Annotated in this window: 21 protein-coding genes; 18 read left to right on the top strand and 3 right to left on the bottom strand. The window is 42.1% G+C overall.

The window, feature by feature from the left end:
* Positions 1 to 75: 75 nt before the first annotated feature.
* From PGP85_RS16170 to PGP85_RS16160, 3 genes are all read left to right on the top strand, one after another.
* Positions 76 to 3,618, top strand: coding sequence for a hypothetical protein (locus PGP85_RS16170; RefSeq protein WP_270328453.1), 3,543 nt, complete (start codon positions 76 to 78; stop codon positions 3,616 to 3,618).
* Positions 3,619 to 3,747: 129 nt separating this feature from the next.
* A complete protein-coding gene (locus PGP85_RS16165) occupies positions 3,748 to 4,215 on the top strand; it encodes a MarR family transcriptional regulator (RefSeq protein WP_270328452.1) in 468 nt (155 codons plus the stop codon).
* A gap of 397 nt (positions 4,216 to 4,612) precedes the next feature.
* Entirely contained in the window at positions 4,613 to 6,031 is a 1,419-nt protein-coding gene (locus PGP85_RS16160; RefSeq protein ID WP_270328451.1) for an MDR family MFS transporter, read from the top strand.
* Positions 6,032 to 6,043: 12 nt separating this feature from the next.
* On the opposite strand, the gene PGP85_RS16155 is transcribed toward PGP85_RS16160, so the two are convergent.
* Positions 6,044 to 7,321 (bottom strand): replication-associated recombination protein A, encoded by a 1,278-nt coding sequence (locus PGP85_RS16155; protein WP_010741036.1) that lies wholly within the window; start codon positions 7,319 to 7,321, stop codon positions 6,044 to 6,046.
* 269 nt (positions 7,322 to 7,590) lie between these two features.
* Between PGP85_RS16155 and PGP85_RS16150 the strand changes: the two genes are divergently transcribed.
* The 11 genes from PGP85_RS16150 (at position 7,591) to PGP85_RS16100 (ending at position 17,467) form a co-directional block, all read left to right on the top strand.
* Entirely contained in the window at positions 7,591 to 8,217 is a 627-nt protein-coding gene (locus tag PGP85_RS16150; protein WP_010741035.1) for a DNA-3-methyladenine glycosylase, read from the top strand.
* A 2-nt stretch (positions 8,218 to 8,219) separates the two neighbouring features.
* A complete protein-coding gene (locus PGP85_RS16145) occupies positions 8,220 to 8,696 on the top strand; it encodes a DUF3013 family protein (RefSeq protein WP_270328450.1) in 477 nt (158 codons plus the stop codon).
* Between the two features lie 102 nt (positions 8,697 to 8,798).
* On the top strand, positions 8,799 to 9,746 hold the full coding sequence (gene prmA, locus PGP85_RS16140; RefSeq protein ID WP_090406901.1) for a 50S ribosomal protein L11 methyltransferase: 948 nt from the start codon (positions 8,799 to 8,801) through the stop codon (positions 9,744 to 9,746).
* Between the two features lies 1 nt (position 9,747).
* Positions 9,748 to 10,491: a 16S rRNA (uracil(1498)-N(3))-methyltransferase gene (locus PGP85_RS16135; RefSeq protein ID WP_270328449.1), complete on the top strand. Its 744-nt coding sequence runs from the start codon at positions 9,748 to 9,750 to the stop codon at positions 10,489 to 10,491.
* Positions 10,492 to 10,565: 74 nt separating this feature from the next.
* On the top strand, positions 10,566 to 12,773 hold the full coding sequence (locus PGP85_RS16130) for a RelA/SpoT family protein (protein WP_010741031.1): 2,208 nt from the start codon (positions 10,566 to 10,568) through the stop codon (positions 12,771 to 12,773).
* Between the two features lie 40 nt (positions 12,774 to 12,813).
* Positions 12,814 to 13,260, top strand: a complete 447-nt coding sequence (gene dtd, locus PGP85_RS16125) for a D-aminoacyl-tRNA deacylase (protein WP_251866671.1) — start codon at positions 12,814 to 12,816, stop codon at positions 13,258 to 13,260.
* A gap of 151 nt (positions 13,261 to 13,411) precedes the next feature.
* Positions 13,412 to 14,797 carry a class II fumarate hydratase gene (gene fumC / locus PGP85_RS16120; protein WP_090406909.1) on the top strand — a complete coding sequence of 462 codons (1,386 nt, stop codon included), beginning with the start codon at positions 13,412 to 13,414 and terminating at the stop codon, positions 14,795 to 14,797.
* Positions 14,781 to 15,950 (top strand): NAD(P)-dependent malic enzyme, encoded by a 1,170-nt coding sequence (locus PGP85_RS16115; protein WP_270328448.1) that lies wholly within the window; start codon positions 14,781 to 14,783, stop codon positions 15,948 to 15,950. Before fumC ends, PGP85_RS16115 begins: the two co-directional genes overlap by 17 nt.
* A 109-nt stretch (positions 15,951 to 16,059) precedes the next feature.
* Positions 16,060 to 16,575: a helix-turn-helix domain-containing protein gene (locus PGP85_RS16110; RefSeq protein WP_270328447.1), complete on the top strand. Its 516-nt coding sequence runs from the start codon at positions 16,060 to 16,062 to the stop codon at positions 16,573 to 16,575.
* Positions 16,576 to 16,590: 15 nt separating this feature from the next.
* Positions 16,591 to 16,935: a DUF2200 domain-containing protein gene (locus PGP85_RS16105; RefSeq protein ID WP_270328446.1), complete on the top strand. Its 345-nt coding sequence runs from the start codon at positions 16,591 to 16,593 to the stop codon at positions 16,933 to 16,935.
* 115 nt (positions 16,936 to 17,050) lie between these two features.
* Positions 17,051 to 17,467: a hypothetical protein gene (locus PGP85_RS16100; protein WP_270328445.1), complete on the top strand. Its 417-nt coding sequence runs from the start codon at positions 17,051 to 17,053 to the stop codon at positions 17,465 to 17,467.
* A gap of 241 nt (positions 17,468 to 17,708) precedes the next feature.
* On the opposite strand, the gene PGP85_RS16095 is transcribed toward PGP85_RS16100, so the two are convergent.
* A complete protein-coding gene (locus tag PGP85_RS16095; protein WP_270328444.1) occupies positions 17,709 to 18,362 on the bottom strand; it encodes a hypothetical protein in 654 nt (217 codons plus the stop codon).
* Positions 18,363 to 18,454: 92 nt separating this feature from the next.
* Positions 18,455 to 18,604 (bottom strand): hypothetical protein, encoded by a 150-nt coding sequence (locus PGP85_RS16090; RefSeq protein WP_270328443.1) that lies wholly within the window; start codon positions 18,602 to 18,604, stop codon positions 18,455 to 18,457.
* A 285-nt stretch (positions 18,605 to 18,889) separates the two neighbouring features.
* Here PGP85_RS16090 and PGP85_RS21340 point away from each other — a divergent pair, with 285 nt between their 5' ends.
* From PGP85_RS21340 to PGP85_RS16075, 4 genes are all read left to right on the top strand, one after another.
* Entirely contained in the window at positions 18,890 to 19,018 is a 129-nt protein-coding gene (locus tag PGP85_RS21340) for a hypothetical protein (protein ID WP_353745217.1), read from the top strand.
* Positions 19,019 to 19,479: 461 nt separating this feature from the next.
* Positions 19,480 to 21,489, top strand: a complete 2,010-nt coding sequence (gene metG, locus PGP85_RS16085; RefSeq protein WP_270328442.1) for a methionine--tRNA ligase — start codon at positions 19,480 to 19,482, stop codon at positions 21,487 to 21,489.
* Between the two features lie 181 nt (positions 21,490 to 21,670).
* A complete protein-coding gene (locus tag PGP85_RS16080) occupies positions 21,671 to 21,976 on the top strand; it encodes a hypothetical protein (protein ID WP_270328440.1) in 306 nt (101 codons plus the stop codon).
* A gap of 82 nt (positions 21,977 to 22,058) precedes the next feature.
* Complete coding sequence (locus tag PGP85_RS16075; protein WP_270328438.1) at positions 22,059 to 22,541, top strand: hypothetical protein; 483 nt, start codon at positions 22,059 to 22,061, stop codon at positions 22,539 to 22,541.
* Positions 22,542 to 22,914: the final 373 nt, after the last annotated feature.

Below are 22,914 nucleotides of genomic sequence, written 5' to 3'. Positions count from 1 at the left end.
CTCTATCTCTAAACTTGAAACGACCCAAAATATTTATGTCTTCTATACGTATATTGTATAAAAAAGGAGACGCATATGTCAAAAAAAATTGCTTATTTTTTGGTCTATCTATTCATTTTTTTATTTGTCCCTTTTACAGCGGGAGCTGAGGCCGCCTCTTTAGAACTTCTTCCACCGATCAATCAACAAACAAACTATGATTTAAATGTTGAAGGATTTAAAAAACTGCTTTTTGATCTTTATCAATTTGGAACCGAAACTAGTTATACGATTCAAATTGACGGAACGCTTGATCTTAGTCAGACAACTATTGGTGCTGATGAAGTCCCATCTGATATTACACTTGAAACGATTACGTTCGGAAGTGTGCCAGCAAAACTGACCTTCGAAGGGACTGATCCTGACGCTGAGTTGTATTTGCCAAGTCATTGCTATTTCGGACAAGATATTCGTTTAAGAGAATTGACTTTACAAGCAGAAAAAATTTACGGCAATGGGCATCAGCTTTCATTTGAAGAGATTCAGCATGTCCAAACGACTCAATTGTTTGGCGGCAGCGACCGTGATCTGATAGGGAATCCTAAACTTATGTTTCAGCAAGTTATTGGCGGAACGTGGGAAATTTATGGCGGAAACGAGTCCGGAACGCTGACAGGAAACCCGATGATACAAATACTTGATATGACAGGAGACATTAATCGACTGTCCGGTGGTTCGCTGGCTGGGAAAATTATTGGGAGTCCCACAACTGAAATCAGAAGTCTTAATGGAACCTTGAGTAATTATTATGGCGGCGGATTTGGGTCTGAAGGGAATATCGCCGAAGTAACAGGTGAAGTAAATAATCAATTGACATCCAGTTCAGCTAGTTTTACATTGGGAAATTTTGTCGGTGGCGTGGCTCACGGAAAGACCGGACCTATCAATACAACAATCAACGGAACTGGCGGCTTTTCGCCAACGGGGATTTTAATCGGTGGTTCCCAAACAGGTGAAATCTTTGGAAAAAATCAGGCCATCACAACGGCTATCGATACTAGACAATTTAAAGCAGGCGACAGGAGTTTTGTCGGCGGAAACCAGTACAGCGGTGTGATTCATGGTGGAATCGAAAATCTCATTTATGCTGGAAAAGCCGATCACGGATCTTTCAAGCGGATTGATGGGGGCGCAGGAATGGACGTACAGAAAGCGAGCCTGACAAATTCTCCTGATTTGGTTCCGGAGGTTCATTTGACGGATCCGCAAAAACGGACCGCAGAAGAACTCCATTACGATCAACTAACACCAGCTGAACGGTTGGCATTGGCAAAAGATCAGACTAGTTTCTTAGTTGAAGGAAATGTCACCACGCGTTTGTTGGGCGGATGCGTCAGTGGCGGAATGGGTGTTGAAAATAATGTTAGCGGAGCTGGGTATGCTGGGGTAATTGAAGGCAAGATCCACTTGGTTTTAGGTGAAGAAACGCTAGTTTACAGCAAGCGTTGGGGTCAGATTGCTCAAGAAAGAGGAATTGATCCAAACTGCTTACCGAATGAGGACAATCTGGGTTCTAATTATGGATTTAGCGCAGCTGCAGGTGGCGGGGATAGCCAAAATTTTTGGGAGAATGCTCTTTATATTAAAGGAGAAACAGAAATGAGCATCAACCAGGCATTGTTAAGTTATGCCTATGGCGGCAGTTTCAGCGGGATGCTTGAAGGAAATTGTCGGTTGCGTCTATCTGGTGGTCAAAGCAGCGGAGTTTGTGGAGCAGGCGGCGGATTTTACCGAATTTATGGGGATAGTATGCTTGAAGTCACAGGTGGAAAAGCGGAACGATATGCGGTAGCGGGAAGCAATCAGGATCGGCGAATGTTCGGCAGTGCCCGGACGGAAATCTCTGGCGGCACTTTTCTAGGGCTGCTAGCAGCTTCCTATGGCGTGCGCTCGAATCATATGATCGATGGAAATGTTGAAACTATCGTTAGCGGTGGAACTTTTACAAAAAGTAATGATGCGACTCAAATAATGGGCGGATTGGCCAAAAATGGAATGATCAGCGGCAATGTTTCGCTGAAAGTAACAGGGGAGCCTAAGCTTGCTGCGGGAATCGGTATTTCGGCAGCCCGTCCAAGAAATGCCAGCCTATTGAATCGTTTGGGAGGTGCAGATAAACAAATTGGTTTCGAATTAGCAACAAAAGAAATTTTTTCTGAACTTGAGGTATTAGGAGACGGGGGCGAAAACCCTATGTCGCTCTATACACCCAAACTGGATTTAGAAATCAATGCGCCACAGGGAAGTTTTGCTCTGATTCAAGGAATGATCAAAAATGGTTATACTGGAAAATTGACCCATGACCTGGCGCTAGACATCCAAGCGGCTCAGGAAATCAAAAAACTTGTCGGCAGTGATCTGACAAGTTTCACGAATCGCCTGATCGCCAACAGCACGGCGAAGATCGCCTTAACGATCGGGGGAGCTCAGAAAGAGATTCCATTCGAAATGATTGATAATTTTACACAATTAACTATCGGAAACAAGGTATCAGCAAAATCAATTTTGAACGGCAACGGAGCAGCCGAAGATAATTTTGCACAGGAGTATCATCGGTTCGGCGATCTTTCTTTAGAAGAAGGAGCATCTCTGACTGTTGAAAAATTAAAAACCGGCAGTCTTACAGCCGCTAAAAAAACAGAACTGCATTCGCCGGCTGGCGCCGAGAATATTTTTTTGCGAGATTTATTGTCAGAGGAAAAACTAAATTGGCATTTGTTAAGGCTAAAAGAGCAAGAAATAGTTGAAGGAAACTATTTTGCTAAGCAAAAAGGTTATTCCGTCCTGACACTCGTTGGAGCTGAAAGCACATTGTCGCCGGAAAATTTTATCGGCTATGACGAGACGGGACATGTTTATACGGGGGACATGAATGCCAGTATCGGATTGGCAGTTGCCGCGACAATTATTGACTATCAAGTAGAAAGTTCGTTAGGCAAAATTACTCATGATCTGTCTTTGCGGCCGAATAATCATCCTTTGCCGTTGAAGGTTTGGGGGATTGCTGATCGTAAAAAGGGAAAGTTGATTATTCCTGCTGAGAATAAAATCACTCCGATCCTAAGATTTATTGAGACCGATCAGTTTTCTTTTAAAGAAGCTCAGTTGACTGTGAGTAACGGCGAGAAGAATGTATTAAAAGAAAATACTTGGCAACCAACAGACCATTATCATTATCAGATCCAAGCTGGTTTTCAAAAGGCAGAAGGCAGTTTAAAGCTGCTTTCTGTGCCTGAGCAATTTGACTTTGGTCAGCAGCCAATAGGAAAAAGAAGTTCCTTCTTTCCTAGAGTATCTGGCGAACTGATCGTAGAAGATCAGCGACCTGAGAGCGCTCCGTGGCAATTGACCCTTCAAGCCGAATCTTCAGAGATCGGAGAATTGTACTTTCAAGAGGATGGAAAAATCGTTTCATTGGAGGAGGCAGTTCCATTATTTATGCAAAAAGGGTCATTGCAAACAAACTTCGATGACTGGGATGAAACAAAAGGAATCTTCTTGTCTGTTCCAAAAGAAAAACAGAAGCGTGGTGAACATACGCTGACCTTTCATTGGACGTTGAGTACTAAAGTCGAATAATTTTGTTGAAAAAGAAACAAAAATACCCTAGAATGGTCTTGCGCTCGTTGGAGTGTTTGGTTACTCATGGTTCATAAAATTCTTTAGAATAGGGCCATACAAGGTGGAAAATACCTGAGGAGGGAACGCATGAACAAAAAAGAAGAAGTTCTTGAAGGCTTTGCCGAAGTGTTTAATAAGCGAGCTTGGTTGGACAAAGTCAAGATGGAGAAGGCTTTAGCGGGATATGCGGCTTCAGAAGTTCACTGCATTGAGTTTATCGGCAAACACAAATATCCAAATGTTACGAAAATGGCTGAATCAATGTATATGACGCGGGGAGCCATCAGTAAATTGACAAAAAAAATGCTGAAGAAGCAGTATATCGAGAGTTATCAAAAAGCGGATAATAAGAAAGAGATTTATTTCAAACTGACCGCCGAAGGAAAAAAAGTTTTTGAAATTCACGAACAGCTGCACAAAGAGTTTGAAAATCGTGACCAAGCCGTTTTTGAACCGATAAAGGACGAACAATACGACGCCTTTCTAAACTTTCTTGAACGTTATAACCAGCATCTAGATCAAGAAATCAAAAAACAAAATCTGACAATCAAATAAGGATGAAAGCAGTCTCAAAAAGAGGCTGCTTTTTACTCGATTAGTTTTTGTTGACATGGAAACAAAATAGTTGTATTGTTTCCTAGGAAACTAAAAAACGAGTTGTTCTTCGACTGCAGCGAAAACGATTCTAGAAATGAAATAGTTTTAAAACACCGTATGGAATAATATACGGCTCGAAAATCCATATTTTCCCCTTAGGAAAATAAATCCTTAATACCGAAATACCGAGAAAGGATGCCAGTTCCACTTTTCGCAGAATAATTCAAAACGAAGACCGCTCGATTTTTGTAAGAGAAAATAGATTTCAACTTGTTTAGTGGAATGGTATACGGCTCGAGAATCTATATTTTCCTCTTAGGAAAATAAATCCTTAATACCGAGAAAGGAGTTCTTCATGACTCAAACATCTAATACATCTAATAAACTACCTAAAGAGGTTCTATCGGCAGCTTGGGCGATCGCCCTTGGCGCCATTGCACCAATGCTCGACTCTACGATGGTGAATATCGCCATTGATCAATTAACCAAAAACTTTCATACGACACTATCCATCATCCAATGGGCAATTACGGGTTACGTGTTAGCGTTAGCTATCGCTGTACCGATTGCTGGCTGGTTGATGAACCGCTTCGATGGCAAGAAAATCTTCATCGGGGCCGTGATTCTTTTCGGGGTCACCTCTGTTCTTGCCGGAATCAGTTGGAATGTCACTAGCTTCATTGTCTTTCGTTTACTTCAAGGCTTTACAGCGGGGATCATCACACCATTGATGTCTACTCTGTTAGTTAAAACCGCTGGGCCAGAAAATATTGGCCGAGTAATGGCAATCGTCAGTACGCCCATGATCTTTGGTCCGATCCTTGGTCCGGTTCTTGGCGGATTTATCATTCAAGCTGCCTCTTGGCGCTGGATTTTCTTCATCAATGTCTTTATTATTTTGATCGCGGCGCCTTTGATGATGCGGACATTGCCGAACTTTGAACCATTTAACCGCAAGAGTAAATTGGATATTTTTGGTATTCTCGATTTATCTGCAATGAGTGCGGCTCTGATTTATGGCATCACTAAAGCGGCGGATCACGCGACCTTTAAGAATAGTGAATCATTGATTTGGACAGGACTTGGTCTGTTATTTCTGATCGTCTATATTGTCTATGATTATCGCAAGCAGCATGTCACCGTTTTACCGCTGACGATCTTTTCACATCGGAGTTTTAAGGCATCCAGTGTAGGATTATTCTTTGCCAATATCGCGATTATGGGACCAATGCTGATTTTGCCGCTGTTCTTCCAAAACTTCCGTCATTTTTCCGCAATGGAGGCAGCGATTGCGCTGATTCCTCAAGGTCTTGGCATGCTGGTGACGCGACCGCTGATCGGTAAGCTGATTGATAAGCTAGGTGCCAAATATGTCGTGATCGTCAGTTTGATAATCTCGTTGGTCGGGACTATTCCTTTGGTTTTTATCACAGACAAAACCAGCATGGTTTGGATCGCGTTGATTTTGTTCATTCGTGGGACAAGCTTTGGCGGTATCAACCTGCCGTTAACCAGCGATGCTTACACCGGACTCGCGGATGAAGAATTGCCGGATGCAGGTGTAGGAATCAACATTATCGAGAATCTCGGCTCAAGCTTTGGCTCGGCAATAATCGCTACGGTCGTTGCGACTGTCTTGCAAGGAGTGCAGCCAACGATTACTCACGAGTTATCCGCCTATCATGCGGGCTTTCTGTTCTCTGTCATCGCACTAGCCTTGATCTTCATTCCAAGTATCTTTCTAACGAATAAAACGAAAAGCACAGTCGAATAATTTCGACTGTGCTCATTTTTTCTTTTTCCACTCTTCGATTCGTTGATATTGTTGTCCGAGTGCCTGCTCATATTTACCAGTTGTTTTTGGTTCATAGTAATGCGCATCTTTGATTTTGTCAGGTAAGTATTGCTGATCGACCCAAGCATTTTCAAAGCTGTGGGGATATTGATAGCCGATACCTCGGTTCAAATCTTTGGCTCCTTTGTAATGGCTGTCCCGCAAATGATCCGGAACTTCGCCAGCATTTCCCGCCCGAATATCTGTGATCGCTGCATCTAAGGCTACGTAGGCCGAGTTAGATTTTGGCGATAGGCAGAGATCCACGACGGCATCTGCTAAAGGAATACGCGCTTCGGGAAAGCCAAGTTTTTCTGCGGCTTGGACAGCTTGAACAGTTCGGGCTGCGGCTGCCGGATTGGCAAGGCCGATATCTTCATAGCCCATTACCATTAAACGGCGGCAAATAATCGGCAGATCCCCCGCTTCGACTAGTCTACCCAAGTAATGCAGTGCGGCATTCACGTCGCTGCCGCGGACGGATTTTTGAAAAGCTGAGATCACATCGTAATGGGCATCGCCATCTTTGTCATGAGTCAAGGCTTTGCGTTGCACGCATTCTTCGATGATTGAAAGAGTCAAGTGAATCTTTCCGTCCTCATTTTTTGGTGTGGACTTGGAAGCCAGCTCCAAACCGTTCAACGAACTCCGCAAATCACCATTGGTGGCACGGGCTAGATGCCTCAACGCTTCTTCATCCAATTCAACCGGGTAGTCCCCTAAACCGCGTTCTTTATCTTCCAAGGCAGATTTGACCGCGGTGATAATGTCCTCTTCATCCAGCGGCTTCACTTCAAAAATCTGTGTCCGGCTGCGAATAGCGGGATTGATCGTGATATATGGATTTTCCGTGGTCGCGCCAATCATAATAATTCGTCCGCTCTCTAAATGCGGAAGCAGAAAATCTTGTTTGGTCTTATCTAAACGATGGACTTCATCAAGTAATAGAATGACCGTGCCGCTCATCTTGGCTTCTTCGGCGACGATCTGTAAATCTTTTTTTGTATCTGTGGCGGCATTCAACATGCGAAAAGCATAATTCGTTGAACCCGCGATAGCACTGGCAATACTAGTTTTCCCAGTACCAGGCGGTCCGTACAAAATCATGGAAGAAAGCATCCTAGCTTCCACCATGCGGCGAATAATCTTTCCAGTACCGACCAGATGCTGTTGTCCGACAACTTCATCTAGGTTGCGAGGACGCATGCGATAAGCTAATGGCTGCTGCATAAGAAACCTCCTTGATTAACAATCAGAATATATGTTCTCATTATAGCATTTTTACATCTATTTTGCTTTATCAGCGCAACTTTTGCTGGTTCTGAAAATCTAGCTGGCATTTGTTAGAAAGGAGAAGACGTGGCAGGTTGATTAATAATGGCGGCAAAATAATTAAACGAAGGACTTGCGAGCCAGTCAAACATTTGGGATTGCTGAGTTTTGGTTGCTGGGCGTAGCATGCGGCAGGATTATTGTGTATCATGGAGAAGGTGAGAAAAATGGAGCAAGTAATCAATTATTTTAATACGGAAACAACCGAGAATATCGCAAAATATTTGCTGGGTATGTATTTGGAACACGAAACGCCTGAAGGAAGATTAGGTGGTTATATTGTTGATTGTGAAGCCTACTTGGGTCCCGACGATGAAGCGGCGCACAGCTACGGTATGCGCAAGACTCCGCGTGTCCGAGCGATGTACGAAAAACCTGGGACGATCTATCTATATACGATGCATACGCATTTGATTTTGAATATGATCACACAACCAGAAGGTCTGCCCCAAGGTGTGATGATTCGCGGATTCGAGCCGGTGGAAGGGGTCGACCAAATGATTGCTAATCGTCATGGCAGAACAGGCGCGGCAATTTCAGATGGACCGGGAAAATTGGTCGAGGCATTAGGGATTGAGCGTGAATTATATGGGGAATCGATTTTTTCAAGTTCATTGCATCTGGTCCCTGAAAAACGTCGAATACCAAAAACAATCGAGGAACTTCCGCGTATCGGAATTCCTAATAAAGGAGTTTGGACGGAACGCCCTTTACGGGTTGTCGTTCGGGGAAATCCTTACATAACGAATCAACGAAAGTCTTTAATAGAAGAAAACAATGGATGGGAGAAATAATAATGGCAAAAGAAACCATGATTACTTATTTGGACAGTTACTTAAACAAGAAAATTCCCGATTATGAATTAGCGTTGGATTGGGACACGCGTAACCGCAGTTTTGAGATTGCTTTTCGTATTTACGGGGAGAACAAAGGACAAATTGAAATCGATGATGTGGATGGTGTAGCGACCGAAGAAGAAATCATTGAATTTGAAGACGGGATTTTGTTAGTTGATCCTGAAAAATCAGTTTATGCCCCAGAAGACTTTTTGGCAGTCATTCCTTATGAAGGAAAAAAGGGCATGAAGAAAAATGAATTGACTGCTGTCGTTGATTACTTGAAAGATGTGATCGAAGAGGGTCAAAGCGACTTATTAGATTTCTTAGCAGACGATAGTGAAGACGCGATTTTTGAAATGAAATGGGACGATGCAGTTTTCAAGGCGACCATCAAGCCAACAGATAGTAGCTATCTGCCGTATCCAAGTTATTAAATGAGTCGAATAAGGATAAATAGAATGAATGATAGACGCGGTGAAGGTCATAATTTTTTTGAAAAGTGAAATCATGGCTAGGAACTAGGAGGGGCGAAAAATATGAAATGGAATGAAGTCAAAGTAACAACGGAAAGTGAGGCAGTTGAAGCTGTCTCAAATATTTTAATGGAAGCTGGCGCATCGGGTGTAGCGATCGAAGATGCCTTGGATTTTGAAAATTATCAAGAGGATCAATATGGCGAATTATTGGATAAGGAAACTTTTTCTAGCTTAGCTGAGGGCGCTGTCGTGATGGCCTATTTCCCAGAAACGATTTTCTTGCCGGAAATTTTACCGTTCATTAAAGACAACATCACAAAATTACCGGAGTTCGGATTGAATATCGGGAAAAATATCGTGGAAGTAAGTGAAGTGGAAGAGAGCGACTGGGCGACCGCTTGGAAAAAATATTATCATCCGGTTCGTGTAACGCGCTATTTAACGATCGTTCCCAGCTGGGAAAAATACGAGGCGCAGCATGAGGATGAAAAAATCATTACTCTAGATCCGGGAATGGCCTTTGGAACTGGCACACATCCAACGACAAATCTAACCTTGCAGGCATTGGAAACTGTTTTGCGTGGCGGTGAAACGGTCTTAGATGTCGGAACAGGTTCTGGTGTGTTGAGTATCGCCAGCTCTATTTATGGAGCGAAAGATATTTATGCTTATGATTTGGATGAAGTAGCGGTTCGTTCGGCACAAGAAAACGTCGATCTAAATGCCAATACTGAAAATATTCATGTGTCCGCGAATGATTTGTTAGTCGGTGTGGAGCAAGAGGCTGATGTGATCGTCGCCAATATTTTAGCGGATATCATTGTTTTGATGGTCGAAGACGCTTGGCGTTTATTGAAACCAGAAGGGACATTGATTGTTTCAGGGATTATCGAAGACAAAAAAGATATGGTGCTGGAAGAAATGTATACTCAAGGTTTTGAAGTCGATCGAATCTTTCAACAGAAGGATTGGTTTGCGATTATTTTGAAGAAACCAGAGGAAGATTAAGATGCAGCGCTATTTTATAGATCAGGCCTACCAGCCGTCAGTAGAAATTAGCGGTGAGGCGCATCATCATATGTCGCGGGTAATGCGGATGACTGTCGATGATCAGGTTTTTCTTGTTTTCAATGACCAAACCGCTGTTAAAGCGAAAATCGTGACAATCGATAATGAGAAGGTGACACTGGAAGAGGTCGAAAAAGAGGACTTGCACCGGGAATTGCCCATTGACGTTACAATTGCCAGCGGCTTTCCTAAAGGCGAGAAGCTGGAGCTGATCGTGCAAAAAGGGACAGAGCTGGGTGCTCATGACTTTATCGCTTTTCCTGGCGAGAGCTCGGTGGCGAAATGGGATGCAAAGAAGCAGCAGAAAAAGCAGCAGCGCTTAAATAAGATCGCGCAAGAAGCAGCCGAGCAATCCCATCGACAAGCTTTGCCGACTGTGAATTTTGCTTCAGAAAAAGAATTGATCGCACATTTTACTGACTACGATGCGGTTTTGATCGCTTACGAAGAATCAGCGAAGCAGGGAGAACAGGCTCAATTGGTTCAAACTTTTCAGCAATTAAAGGCGGGACAAAAATTATTGGTCGTCTTTGGTCCCGAGGGTGGATTGACACCGAAGGAGATTGAAAGTTTCCAGGCAGCTGGTGCGAAACTTTGCGGTTTAGGGCCGCGGATTTTACGAACAGAAACCGCACCGTTGTATCTTTTGAGCGCGGCGAGCTTCTATTATGAATTGCAGCACTGATTTGATTGAAAAAGCTTACCATAGTTTGTATAATAAGAGCAATCATTTTCAGAAAATAAAGGGGGAAACGTCGCATGGCAAAAGAAGTTGAATTGACCGGTCCTGACGTCATCAGGATGGTTAGTACGTACATGGGAAAAGAGCACGTGGCGTTTGTACAAAAGGCTTACGACTTTGCTTATGAAGCCCATAAGCCCCAGATTCGTAAATCAGGTGAGCCATACATTATCCATCCGATTCAAGTCGCGGGTATTTTGGCTGATTTACATATGGATCCTCACACTGTTGCGACAGGCTTTTTACACGATGTCGTAGAGGATACACCGGTTACGTTAGATGATTTAAAAGTTGAATTTGGGGAAGACGTCGCTTCATTAGTTGACGGAGTAACTAAATTAGGGAAGATCAAATACAAGTCACACGAAGAACAATTAGCAGAAAACCACCGCAAAATGTTGTTGGCGATGGCGCAGGATTTACGGGTTATCATGGTAAAACTGGCCGACCGTCTGCACAACATGCGGACTTTGAAATATTTGCGCGACGATAAACAACGGCGAATTGCGCGCGAAACGTTGGAAATCTATGCCCCATTGGCTGATCGTTTAGGGATGAGCCGGATCAAGTGGGAGTTGGAAGATACAGCACTGCGCTATTTGAATCCAAAACAATACTATCGCATCGTTCATCTAATGCGCAGCAAGCGTGACGAACGGGAAGGATTTGTTGAGAAATCCGTCAATGAGATCAAGGAAGCGACGAAAGAACTTGGGATTGAAGCAGATATCTATGGTCGACCGAAACATATTTATTCAATCTATCGCAAGATGCGGGATCAGAAGAAACAATTCGATGAAATCTATGACCTGCTGGCGATCCGTGTAATCGTGGATTCTATTAAGGATTGTTATGCCGTGTTGGGAGCGATCCATACTAAATGGAAACCAATGCCCGGTCGTTTCAAGGATTATATTGCGATGCCAAAGACGAATATGTATCAATCACTGCATACGACGATCATTGGACCAAGCGGGAACCCGATCGAAGTTCAGATTCGTACGCATGAAATGCACCAGATCGCTGAGTTCGGGGTTGCGGCTCACTGGGCGTATAAAGAAGGCAAAACCGATAAACAAGAGACGAATCAAGACAACAAACAGTTGGATTGGTTCCGTGAAATCATCGAATTGCAAGATGAAAGCTATGATGCATCCGAATTTATGGAGAGTGTTAAAGGCGACATCTTCAGTGATAAAGTGTATGTGTTTACACCTAAGGGCGATGTTACCGAGCTGCCAAAAGGTTCAGGTCCGTTGGATTTTGCTTACAGCATCCACACGGATATCGGAAATAAAACTACCGGTGCCAAGGTCAATGGCAAGATGGTGCAATTAGATTACAAGCTGAAGAACGGCGATATTATTGAAATTATGACCTCGGCTAATTCCTTTGGGCCAAGTCGCGACTGGTTGAATCTAGTGAAAACCAGCAAAGCGAAAAATAAAATCAAACGCTTCTTCAAAACACAAGATCGTGAAGAAAATGTGTCAAAAGGCCATGATGCAGTCGTTAAGTGTATTAATGACTTAGGTTTTGTGCCGAAAGAAATGCTGACGAAGGACAAGCTTTCTGATGTCTTGGACAAATTCAATTTCCATAGCGAAGAAGATTTGTATGCAGCAATCGGATTTGGCGAAATGAGTGCACTGACCTTTGCCAATCGTCTGACGGAAAAAGAACGCCGCGAACAAATGAAGCAAAAACAGCGGGATGCTGTGGATGAGATGGTCAGCAGTCCGAAAGAACCAGAAAAAATCAAGGTTCGCCACGAAGGCGGAATTGTGATCCAAGGGATCGAAAACTTGTTGATTCGGATCAGTCATTGCTGTAATCCGGTTCCTGGGGACAGCATCGTTGGTTACATTACAAAAGGCCGCGGGATTTCTATCCATCGTTCGGATTGTCCGAACATCACAAAGCAAAAAGATATCCAAGAGCGTCTGATCGAAGTGGAGTGGGAAGATACGACCAATTCGGTTCAGGATTACAATGCTGATTTGGAAATCTACGGCTTCAATCGTGATGGCTTATTGAATGATGTATTGAATATCGTTAGCGGTATGACTAAGAAATTGGTTAGCGTTGAAGCAAAACCGACGAAGGATCGCTTAGCACTGATCAATCTGACCTTCAAGATCCAGAATTTGAATCACCTGTATTCGATCGTGGATAAGATCAAAACGGTTCCTGATGTGTACAGTGTGAAACGAACGAAAGGCTAGAAGATTAAACTAAAATGACAATAACTTTCTGGAGGTTTTTATGCGAGCAGTAATTCAACGAGTGAGCGAAGCAAGTGTCGCAATTGATGACAAAATCATCGGTAAGATCGACCGCGGCTTTATGATTCTTCTAGGTATTCATGAAGAGGATACGCAAGCAGATGCGGATTATTTGATTCGGAAGATCCCTTTATTACGAGTGTTTGAAGATGCAGAAGGGAAAATGAATCAGTCCTTGCAAGATGTTGGCGGCAGTGTCTTGAGTGTATCGCAATTCACTTTGTATGCAGATACGAAAAAAGGCAATCGCCCTAGTTTTGTGAAGGCCGCACGACCAGAAACAGCGATCCCTTTATATGAATACTTCAATGAAGGCTTGCGCCAAGCAGGCTTGACGGTCGAGACTGGAGAATTCGGCGGCGACATGGATGTGGCGCTGGTCAATGATGGGCCAGTAACGATCTTATTTGATACACGGGATAAATAACGAACGAAGGACAAAAATCTACGGGTTTTTGTCCTTTTTTTCTACCCTTTTCACATCAAATGAGGGATAATTGAACAAAATGAATGCAGGATACTGGACAACTGAGCAGGGAAAAGGGTATCTAATAATATAACTATAAGGGGTCGACTAAATGGAAACACGAACAGAACAAGATTCAATGGGGCCAATCGAGGTGCCGAAAGAAGCCTATTGGGGAGCGCAAACCGAGCGCAGTCGCCAAAATTTTAAAATTGGCGGAGAAAAAATGCCGCCGGAATTATTGCATGCGTTAGTTTTAGTCAAGAAAATGGCAGCGATTGCGAATCAGCGAACGGGAAAACTAGATGCGGAGAAAGCTTTAGCCATTCAAAAGGCGGCGGACGTGCTGCTGCAAGGAAAGAACTGGCAAGAGTTTCCATTAGTCGTTTGGCAGACCGGCAGCGGAACGCAAACGAACATGAACGCGAATGAAGTCATCGCTCATCTGGCAAGTCAAAAGGATTTAGCGATCCATCCGAATGACGATGTGAATATGTCGCAGAGTTCCAACGATGTCTTTCCAACAGCACTGCATATTGCCGGGACTTTTGCGATTGAACAAAAACTGCTGCCGGCCATCCATGAGATGATTGGTGTGTTAGAGGAGCTTGAAGAACAGAATCAGCACGTCATCAAGATCGGTCGAACGCATTTACAGGATGCGACGCCGGTTACTTTCGCACAAGAAATCAGCGGCTGGCGTTCGGCACTTGAGCACAATGAGAATATGCTGATCAACAGTCTCGCTGAATTGCGGCAGTTAGCCATTGGCGGAACAGCTGTCGGGACCGGCCTGAATGCTTCAAGAGTCTATGAAGAATCATTTATCGAAGCGTTGAAAGAGGAAACGGGGATTCATTTTATTAGTGAAAGCAATAAATTCCACGCTTTAGCCAACCGTGACGCGGTTGTTTTTGTCAGCGGCGCATTAAAAGCATTGGCGGCTAACTGCATGAAGATGGCTAACGACATCCGCTGGTTGGCTAGTGGCCCCCGCAGCGGTTTAGGAGAGATCACGCTGCCAGCAAACGAACCGGGGAGTTCGATCATGCCTGGCAAGATCAACCCGACCCAGTGTGAAGCGCTGGCGATGGTAGCTGTTCAGGTGATGGGGAATGACACCACGATCGGTGTTGCAGCTTCCCAAGGAAATTTTGAATTGAATGTCTATTTGCCGTTGATCGCTTTTGATTTATTACAAAGTGTCCGCTTGCTGACCGATGCCTTGCATTCTTTCACGGATAAATGCTTGAAGGGTATCGTGGTTAATGAAGAGCGGATGGCGGAATTGCTCGATAAATCCTTGATGCTAGTAACTGCTTTGAATACACATATCGGCTACGATAAAGGCGCGGAAATCGCCAAAAAGGCCTTCAATGAAGGAACAACCTTGCGGGAAGCCGCTTTGACTCTAGGCTATCTAACGGAAGACGAATACGATGCTTGGGTCAGACCAGAAAAAATGATTGGAGACAATGACAATGACTATCTACGATGAGGCGTTAGCAGCACATGAAAAATGGCGTGGCAAGATCGAGGTGACGAGTAAGGCCAAAGTCCAGAATAAAGATGATTTATCTTTAGCTTATACACCTGGTGTGGCAGAACCTTGTCGTAAGATTTTTGAAGATAAAAATAAAGTCTATGACTATACTTGGAAGGGCAATAGCGTGGCAGTTGTGACGGATGGTACTGCTGTTTTAGGCTTAGGCGATATTGGTCCTGAAGCCGCTTTGCCCGTAATGGAAGGAAAAGCGCTGCTCTTCAAAGAATTTGCTGGGATTGATGCTGTTCCGATTTGTTTAGATACTAAAGATCCCAAAGAGATCATCCAAATTGTTAAAGCAATCGCACCGACATTCGGTGGAATCAATTTAGAGGACATTAGCGCACCTCGGTGTGTCGAAATCGAACGGGCGTTGATCGAAGAATTAGATATCCCTGTCTTTCACGATGATCAGCATGGCACCGCAGTTGTAGTGACGGCGGCATTGATCAATGCGTTGAAGCTGGTAAAAAAAGAACCACATGAGTTAAAAGTAGTCATTTCCGGTACTGGTGCTGCGGGGAGTGCCATCATCCACATGCTGATTGATCTTGGCGTTAAGAATATCATTGCATTCAATAAGGACGGCGCCTTGAACGAAGCGATGACGACCGCGACTTTTGTTGAAAAAGAAATCCTAGAGTTGATCACGCCGAAAGATTTTACTGGAACAATGGTGGATGCCTTTGTAGGCGCAGATGTTTTCGTGGGTGTCTCAGCACCAAATTTAGTGACGAAAGAAATGGTCGCTTCAATGAATGAAGGAAACATCGTCTTTCCGATGGCCAATCCTGAACCAGAAATTACGTATCAAGAAGCATTGGCTGGCGGAGCCGCAGTTGTTGGTACAGGCCGCTCTGATTTTCCAAATCAAATCAATAACGTGTTGGCTTTCCCAGGACTATTCCGCGGAGCCTTCGCAGCTGAAGCGACGAAAATCACCCCTGCGATGCAGTTGGCTTGTGCCTATGCAATTGCAGATTCGATCCCTTATTCAGAATTGAATTCTGATTATATTATTCCCTCAGCGTTTGATGAAAATGTGGTGGATTTGATCACGATGAAGGTCGCAGAAGCTGCCAGAGAAGATGGTGTGACACGCTAATTCTATACGCTAAAACCCTTGATAGATCAAGGGTGGAAAGGATTTTCTATCGACAGTTTTATGCTGATACAGTAGTTTGGAAGCAAATACGACTATCGAAGGTGATCACATGGAAATCGGACAACGAATCAAAATAGAACGTCAAACCGCAGAATGGACACAGGAGCAATTAGCGGATAGAATTTTTGTATCGAAGCGAACGATTTCGAATTGGGAGACAGGAAAGACAGTCCCTGACATCGAGAGCGTTCTTCGGTTAGCAAAAATATTTAAGTTGTCTTTAGACGATTTACTAGTAGAAGATTCTGCCATAGTAAAGGAAATCAAACGGAAGGAAGAACTCACGAATCTATCAATTATTTATTATGTTGGCCCAGTGTTGACGGGATTGATTCTGATGGGGATGATGTATTTTTCTTCAGCGTTAGGTAAAGAAGGATCATTGTACCTAATCACTGCTGCGTTACTGACAAATTTTATTACTATGTGCATGTTTAAGCTAAATATCGCTCGGCTAAGAAATAAAGAACAAAAATTTCAGCGAGAGATGAGACAAATGAAAATCGTTGGAACAACAATGGTCGTATTCGTATGCATCGTTCTAATTGTATTGCATTTTATGTAGAGAAGAGGGCTTTGAATGAGTAAAATTTTCAAAATGAGTTTCGCTTCAATTTATCCTATGTATGTGAAAAAGGTTGAGAAAAAAGATCGCACCAAAGATGAGCTTGATCAGGTTATTTATTGGTTGACAGGCTACGATGAGGCAGGCCTGCAAAAACAAATAGATGATGGTGTCGATATGGAAACCTTTTTCGCGGAGGTTCCCCAATTAAACGAAAATGTTTCCTTGATCAAAGGTGTAATCTGCGGGTATCGTGTCGAAGATATTGAAGATCCATTGATGCAAAAGATTCGCTACATGGATAAGTTAGTGGATGAATTAGCCAAAGGCAGAAAGATGGAAAAAATCTTACGTAAATAATCAGTGCAGCAAGTCTAAGAAGACTTGCTGTTTTTTTATAACCTTCTTTATCTAACGATCGGATGATAGAATAAAGTCAGCCAGAATGAAACGAGGTATGAAGGGGATGCGAGGAATGATAAAGAAAATTAGTGGTGCATTATTTATTCTAGTTGGTTTATTAATGTTCTACGGTTCTTATGATAATTGGCAAAGTAATCAAGAATTTATTCATAGCAGCAAAGGACGGTCGCTTGGGACAGTACATGTTGAGCGGGGCGTCGAAACGGTTAGTTTTCCAGAAAATAGCTACGGTGTAGCGTTGGATGGAGAGGGTCGCAAAGAAGGCGAACAGGTTTATATTTATTATCAGAAGGATAAACCTTATCGTATCTCGACCACGCCCAGCCAATATAAAACGAAGAAGGAAATCTATGGAGCGTTCTTATCAGGAATTTTTTTTATTGGATATGTGATCTTTATCCAGTTTATCGCTCCGAAAATTTGGAGAAAGTTTGCACAGAAACACCATTTGTTGAAGGATGATAATTGACGCTAAAGTTTAATTGATCAACAGGATTGTGACAAAAATTTTTCACCTTAATGAGCAAAAAACGGACAGCAGAACAAACACACTACAGTTCATGATAATGTGCTTGTTCTGCTTTTTAAATATTCACGGTAAAACATACATATAAACTCTACCATTGAATTCATTTTTTGCATGACAAATAAAGCCCTATAGGAGAAGGTGTTTCTATCGATCACTTTATCAATACAACACTACTCTGGACTCATCGTTTTTTCTTCTTTTTACGCGAGGCGCGTTTGCCTTCTGGGGTCTTTTTAAACAGTTCAGCTTGGGATTCTACCTGTTTTTGCTTCTTACTTTTCGGTTTTTTATAATCTACATAGGGGCTTTTCTCTTCTGCGGAAAGTGCCATCGGTTTCTGTGCAGCGGGTTTCTTGGCTTCGGCTTTTGGCGGTTCTTTGACAGCGGATGCGGTTGAACCACTGATTGATTCAGCTTTTTGAGCTGTAGCGGCGATCGTTTTTTCTGGCGCATTAATGTCTGAATCATTTGCCAAAACGTCTTCTTTGAGTTCTTCCATGCGAGTATCGGTCAAAACAATGCCTTCAGGCAGGAGTAATTTTACTATTTCCAGCTTTTCTTCCTCCGTTAAATCATCCAAATCAGCTTCTGGTGATAGTCCCACTTCTGGTTGAAGTTCCTCGACTATATCCGCGTCCTCCACAATTTTTCCTTTTCTAATCTTGATATTGCGGGTACAGTTGTCGATTTCGGAGTTTTCCAATTTAACGAAACGTCGAACGTCATCCTTTTCAAAAATGGTGAAAGAGGACATCAATTCTAAGACAGAATCGATTTTAGTTGCCGAAGAATTCGGATCGGCATCGCGCAAACTCCACGTATGCACCTTGCCCATCGCATCTTCAAAGGTCGAGAGAATTTTATATTGTTGACCTTCTAATGCTTCAATAGGTGTCGTTTTTTCAAGTAAATATCTTTTGCTGTCGCCTAAACGGTTGTTATAACGGTGGATTTGTTTTGAGTTTTTGTAGAAACGTTTGAGGACTTGGTCCCATTCTTTGTCGCTTTCAAAATACGTTTTTCAAGATTCGTTTTTCCCATGGTAAAAAGTGTGATTTGCGACAATGTTTTTGGCATAAGTGTACTCTCCTTCTATTTTAAAGTTATTATTTTTTTTGATCTCTGTTTTTAAATCCACTTTTATGATACATCAGAATAAACTAAAAATAGCCTTAGAAATACTCTATCTTTTAATTAAAATGAATAAATCTGAGTATATGAGTGGTACAATTATCAACTTCAATATATAAAACAATAAGCAAATACGAATAATGAAAAAAGATTAATTCGCTTGTTTTCTTGGTATTGTTTCTATGTTTTTTAATTTTCGTTGTTTCTGGAGAAGAAGCAAATGTTGGGGTTATGTATCGTCTATACAATACCAGTTCAGATGAACATTTCTATACCGCGACTACTGGTGAAAAGAAACATTTTGTGGTGGGGGATTATCATGATTTCTCAAAAGTATGCTTACAAAGAAGAGATGCTTAATTTTGAGCATCTCTTCTTTGCGTTTATATCCTATAGTGTAATGACCAAAGTGATTAGAAAACATAGTTTTGATTAGTCAATCAAAACACGGGGAGAGTGATTAATTAAGCTTCTCACTTTTCAAATCGAACTATCCCGAATTTAGTTGTTTTCAATCTTTCTAATTATATCCTCCTTATTGGAAAATATCCGCAAGATCAAAATTGCATTATTCACATCATCAACTTGATACAAGATGGAATTTTTTTCTTGGCGACATAAGAAGTGATTGACTAATTCGATATTGAACGTTTTTTAAGATCTCTGCCAATTTTCGGATTAGCGAGGGATTGGAATGTTTTAAAGAGTGCCTCGATCATTTTTAACAAAAAACAATTGCTGATAAGTAACCATCCATTTCTTAAAAGCAAAGACCTTTTGTGGTATACTACGTAGGAATCTATTTTTAAAGGAGGAGCCTCATGGCAGAGAAAGAAACATTTTATATCACAACGCCAATTTATTATCCAAGTGGCAAACTGCACATTGGGAATTCTTATACAACGATTGCCTGTGACGCGATTGCTCGTTACAAACGTTTGATGGGCTTTGATGTGTTTTATTTGACTGGAGTCGATGAACACGGACAAAAAATTGAAAAGAAAGCCGATGAACTTGGCGTAGACCCACAAGAGTATGTGGACAAGATGGCAACGGATATCAAGAAATTATGGAAGACGTTAGACATCAGTTATGACAAATTTATTCGGACGACAGATGATTATCATCAAGCAGCAGTCAAAAAAATCTTTGATCAGTTGTTGGAACAAGGGGATATTTATCTAGGGGAATACGAAGGCTGGTATTCCGTATCTGATGAAGAATATTTTACTGAGACACAATTAGCTGAAGTGTATCGTGATGAAGAAGGCAACGTGATCGGCGGAAAAGCGCCAAGTGGTCACGAGGTCGAATTGGTGCGCGAGGAATCCTATTTCTTCCGTATGAGTAAATATGCGGATCGTTTATTGGAATACTACGAGGAACATCCTGAATTTATTCAACCGGAATCTCGTAAAAATGAAATGATCAACAACTTCATTAAACCGGGCTTGGAAGATTTGGCCGTTTCACGGACGACCTTCAAGTGGGGAATTCCAGTCAATGCGAATCCTGAACACGTGGTTTACGTTTGGATCGACGCATTATCGAACTACATCACTGCTTTAGGTTACGATTCGGATGATGACAGTCTATTTAAAAAATACTGGCCCGCAGATGTTCAAATGGTCGGAAAAGAAATCGTGCGTTTCCATACGATTTATTGGCCAATCATGTTAATGGCACTAGAAGTACCATTGCCGAAGAAAATCTATGGTCACGGCTGGTTAATGATGAAAGACGGCAAAATGTCTAAATCTAAGGGCAATGTCGTATATCCTGAAATGCTGGTAGAGCGTTATGGCTTAGATGCGGTTCGTTACTACCTATTAAGAGCGATCCCGTTTGGTTCAGATGGCGTATTTACACCAGAGGATTTTGTGGCTCGGGTGAATTATGACTTGGCTAACGACTTAGGAAACTTATTAAACCGGACAGTTGCTATGATTAACAAATACTGTGATGGAGTTGTACCGGCTTATAAATCTTTAGTAACAGACTTTGATAGCGAATTATCAACGACAGCGGCCAATGTGGTTAGTCGTTACCGCGAATCCATGGACAAAATGGAGTTCAACAATGCGTTGGCAGAAGTTTGGACGTTGGTTTCTCGTGCGAATAAATACATCGATGAAACAGAGCCTTGGGTCTTGGCTAAAGATGAAGAACGCAAAGCTGAATTAGACAGCGTGATGGTTCACTTAGCGGAAAGTCTGCGCATCGTTGCGATTTTATTGCAGCCAATCATGACACAGACACCAAAACGTATTTTTGAACAATTGGGCTTAAATGCTGACATGATGAATTTATCAACGATTCATTTTGGTGAGTTCCCAGAAAATACTAAGGTGACACCAAAAGGCAAACCAATTTTCCCTCGTCTAGATATGGACGAAGAAATCGCTTATATCAAAGCTAAAATGTCTGAAGGCAGTCAGCCGGAAGAAGAAAAAATCAAATGGGATCCAGAAGAAACAGAGCTTGTTTCCGTCAAGGATAAAGAAATCAAATTTGATGTTTTTGATAAAGTTGAATTAAAAGTTGCAGAAGTTATGGAATGTAAAAAGGTCGAAGGTGCAGATAAACTTTTACAATTCCGTTTAGATGCAGGAGATAAACAAGATCGTCAAATCCTTTCCGGAATCGCTGAATTCTATGCGGACCCAGAAAGCCTAGTCGGCAAAAAACTAATCATCGTTGCGAACTTGAAGCCACGCAAAATGCGCGGAGAAATCAGCCAAGGAATGATCCTTTCTGCTGAAGCTCCTGACGGTACATTGAAAGTCGTGGAAGCACCAAACGACATGCCAAACGGCGCGATTGTCGGATAATAGAAATTCTAAAGCTCTCGAAGTTTCGAGAGCTTTTTTTGCTGATTACACGCCTTGCTTTTTCAGAGTGCGATGAAAATGCGGTTTGTAAGGGAATTTATTTAAAACTGAGCTGGATAAGCCAAGCTTTTTTCAATAATCGGATATACTTGGATAAAGTAAATAATTAGGAGTGATTTTAATGCCACTTATTGCAATCTTGATCGACTTAATAACACTTGGAGGCTATTTTCTTCAGTTAAATAATGGCGCCCCCACGCTCTATTTGCTAGGCTTGATTTTCCAAACAATCATGACCGTTTTATTACTGATCATCATGATCGGTTATCATGGCAAGAAATATTCTGGCTTCCGTCCAGAGGGATATTCATACCTAACCATTCGCTATGGGATCATTGTACTTTCATTTGTGCTCAACGGAATTGCCTTGTTTCTATACGGACTCAACTATTTTGGCATCAACGATATTGTGTTCTCAGGCTTTTAATTTTGCTGCGAATAAATTGCTATTTGTATTGTCCATTTCCATAATGCTAAAATGAGAGGACTACAATACGTGAGGTGGATCAATGACATTTAGAATAATTGAGCTTCCAGCTTTTAAGGCGGCTTCATCAGGGGTAGATTCAAACTTTGATTTTTCTGAAAAGGGCACTCTCGGAAAATTTAATGGTTACTTTTCGGCGCTTACACTTAGTCCGCGGGATTCATTTATGCCTAGAGATTTTTTATTTTTTGACGCGGTAAATGGCGGAATGGTCTGGCTGTATGCTTTATCTGAGGAAATCGATGCGGGTGATTTTGACGTGATTGATGTTGAAGGCGGCTATTTTTTGACTTATGTCTATAAGGATGGAGACGAGAAAGCTCGTCGTGAATTGTTTGAAGAAGCAAAAGACTATATTGCAAAATTAGATTCGCTTGAATTGGATATCTCGGAAACACGTTTTATGATGGGACACATCATCACACCCAAGAGAGTTATTGAGCAGCAGGGATGGTCACAAATGGAAAATTTTATTCCAATTAAGTTAAAAGAGCTGGCCGGTTAATAGTATAGTGAAGCCAGGGAACTGAATAATAAAGAATTTGATAATAATCAATTTCACTATTTTTCTTTAGCTGAAAGGTATGCTATAGTTAATAAATACGAAAAATATTTTTATGCGACACTTTAACTCATTTTGATGAAATTTAATCAAACTGGCGTAACTATAGGGTTACAAGGATGTATTAGAAGGATTTGGGAATACATCGTTTAAACGAGAAATAGTTAACTTTTAGTAATAGTAACACCCACAACTTTAAAATAATAAATATTGATTAGTTAGATAGCCCGCTCTTGATTGAGCGGGCTATCGTTCATTTTCAAGGCCTCAGGAGCTTGTTACCAAGTAGCAAGCTCCTGAGGCCTTTTTCTGATTA

The sequence above is a fragment of the Enterococcus malodoratus genome (assembly GCF_027659535.1).
Classification (GTDB): Bacteria; Bacillota; Bacilli; order Lactobacillales; family Enterococcaceae; genus Enterococcus_A; species Enterococcus_A malodoratus.
Note: the sequence above shows the minus strand (reverse complement) of the source record. Positions and strands in the feature narration are given on the sequence as shown.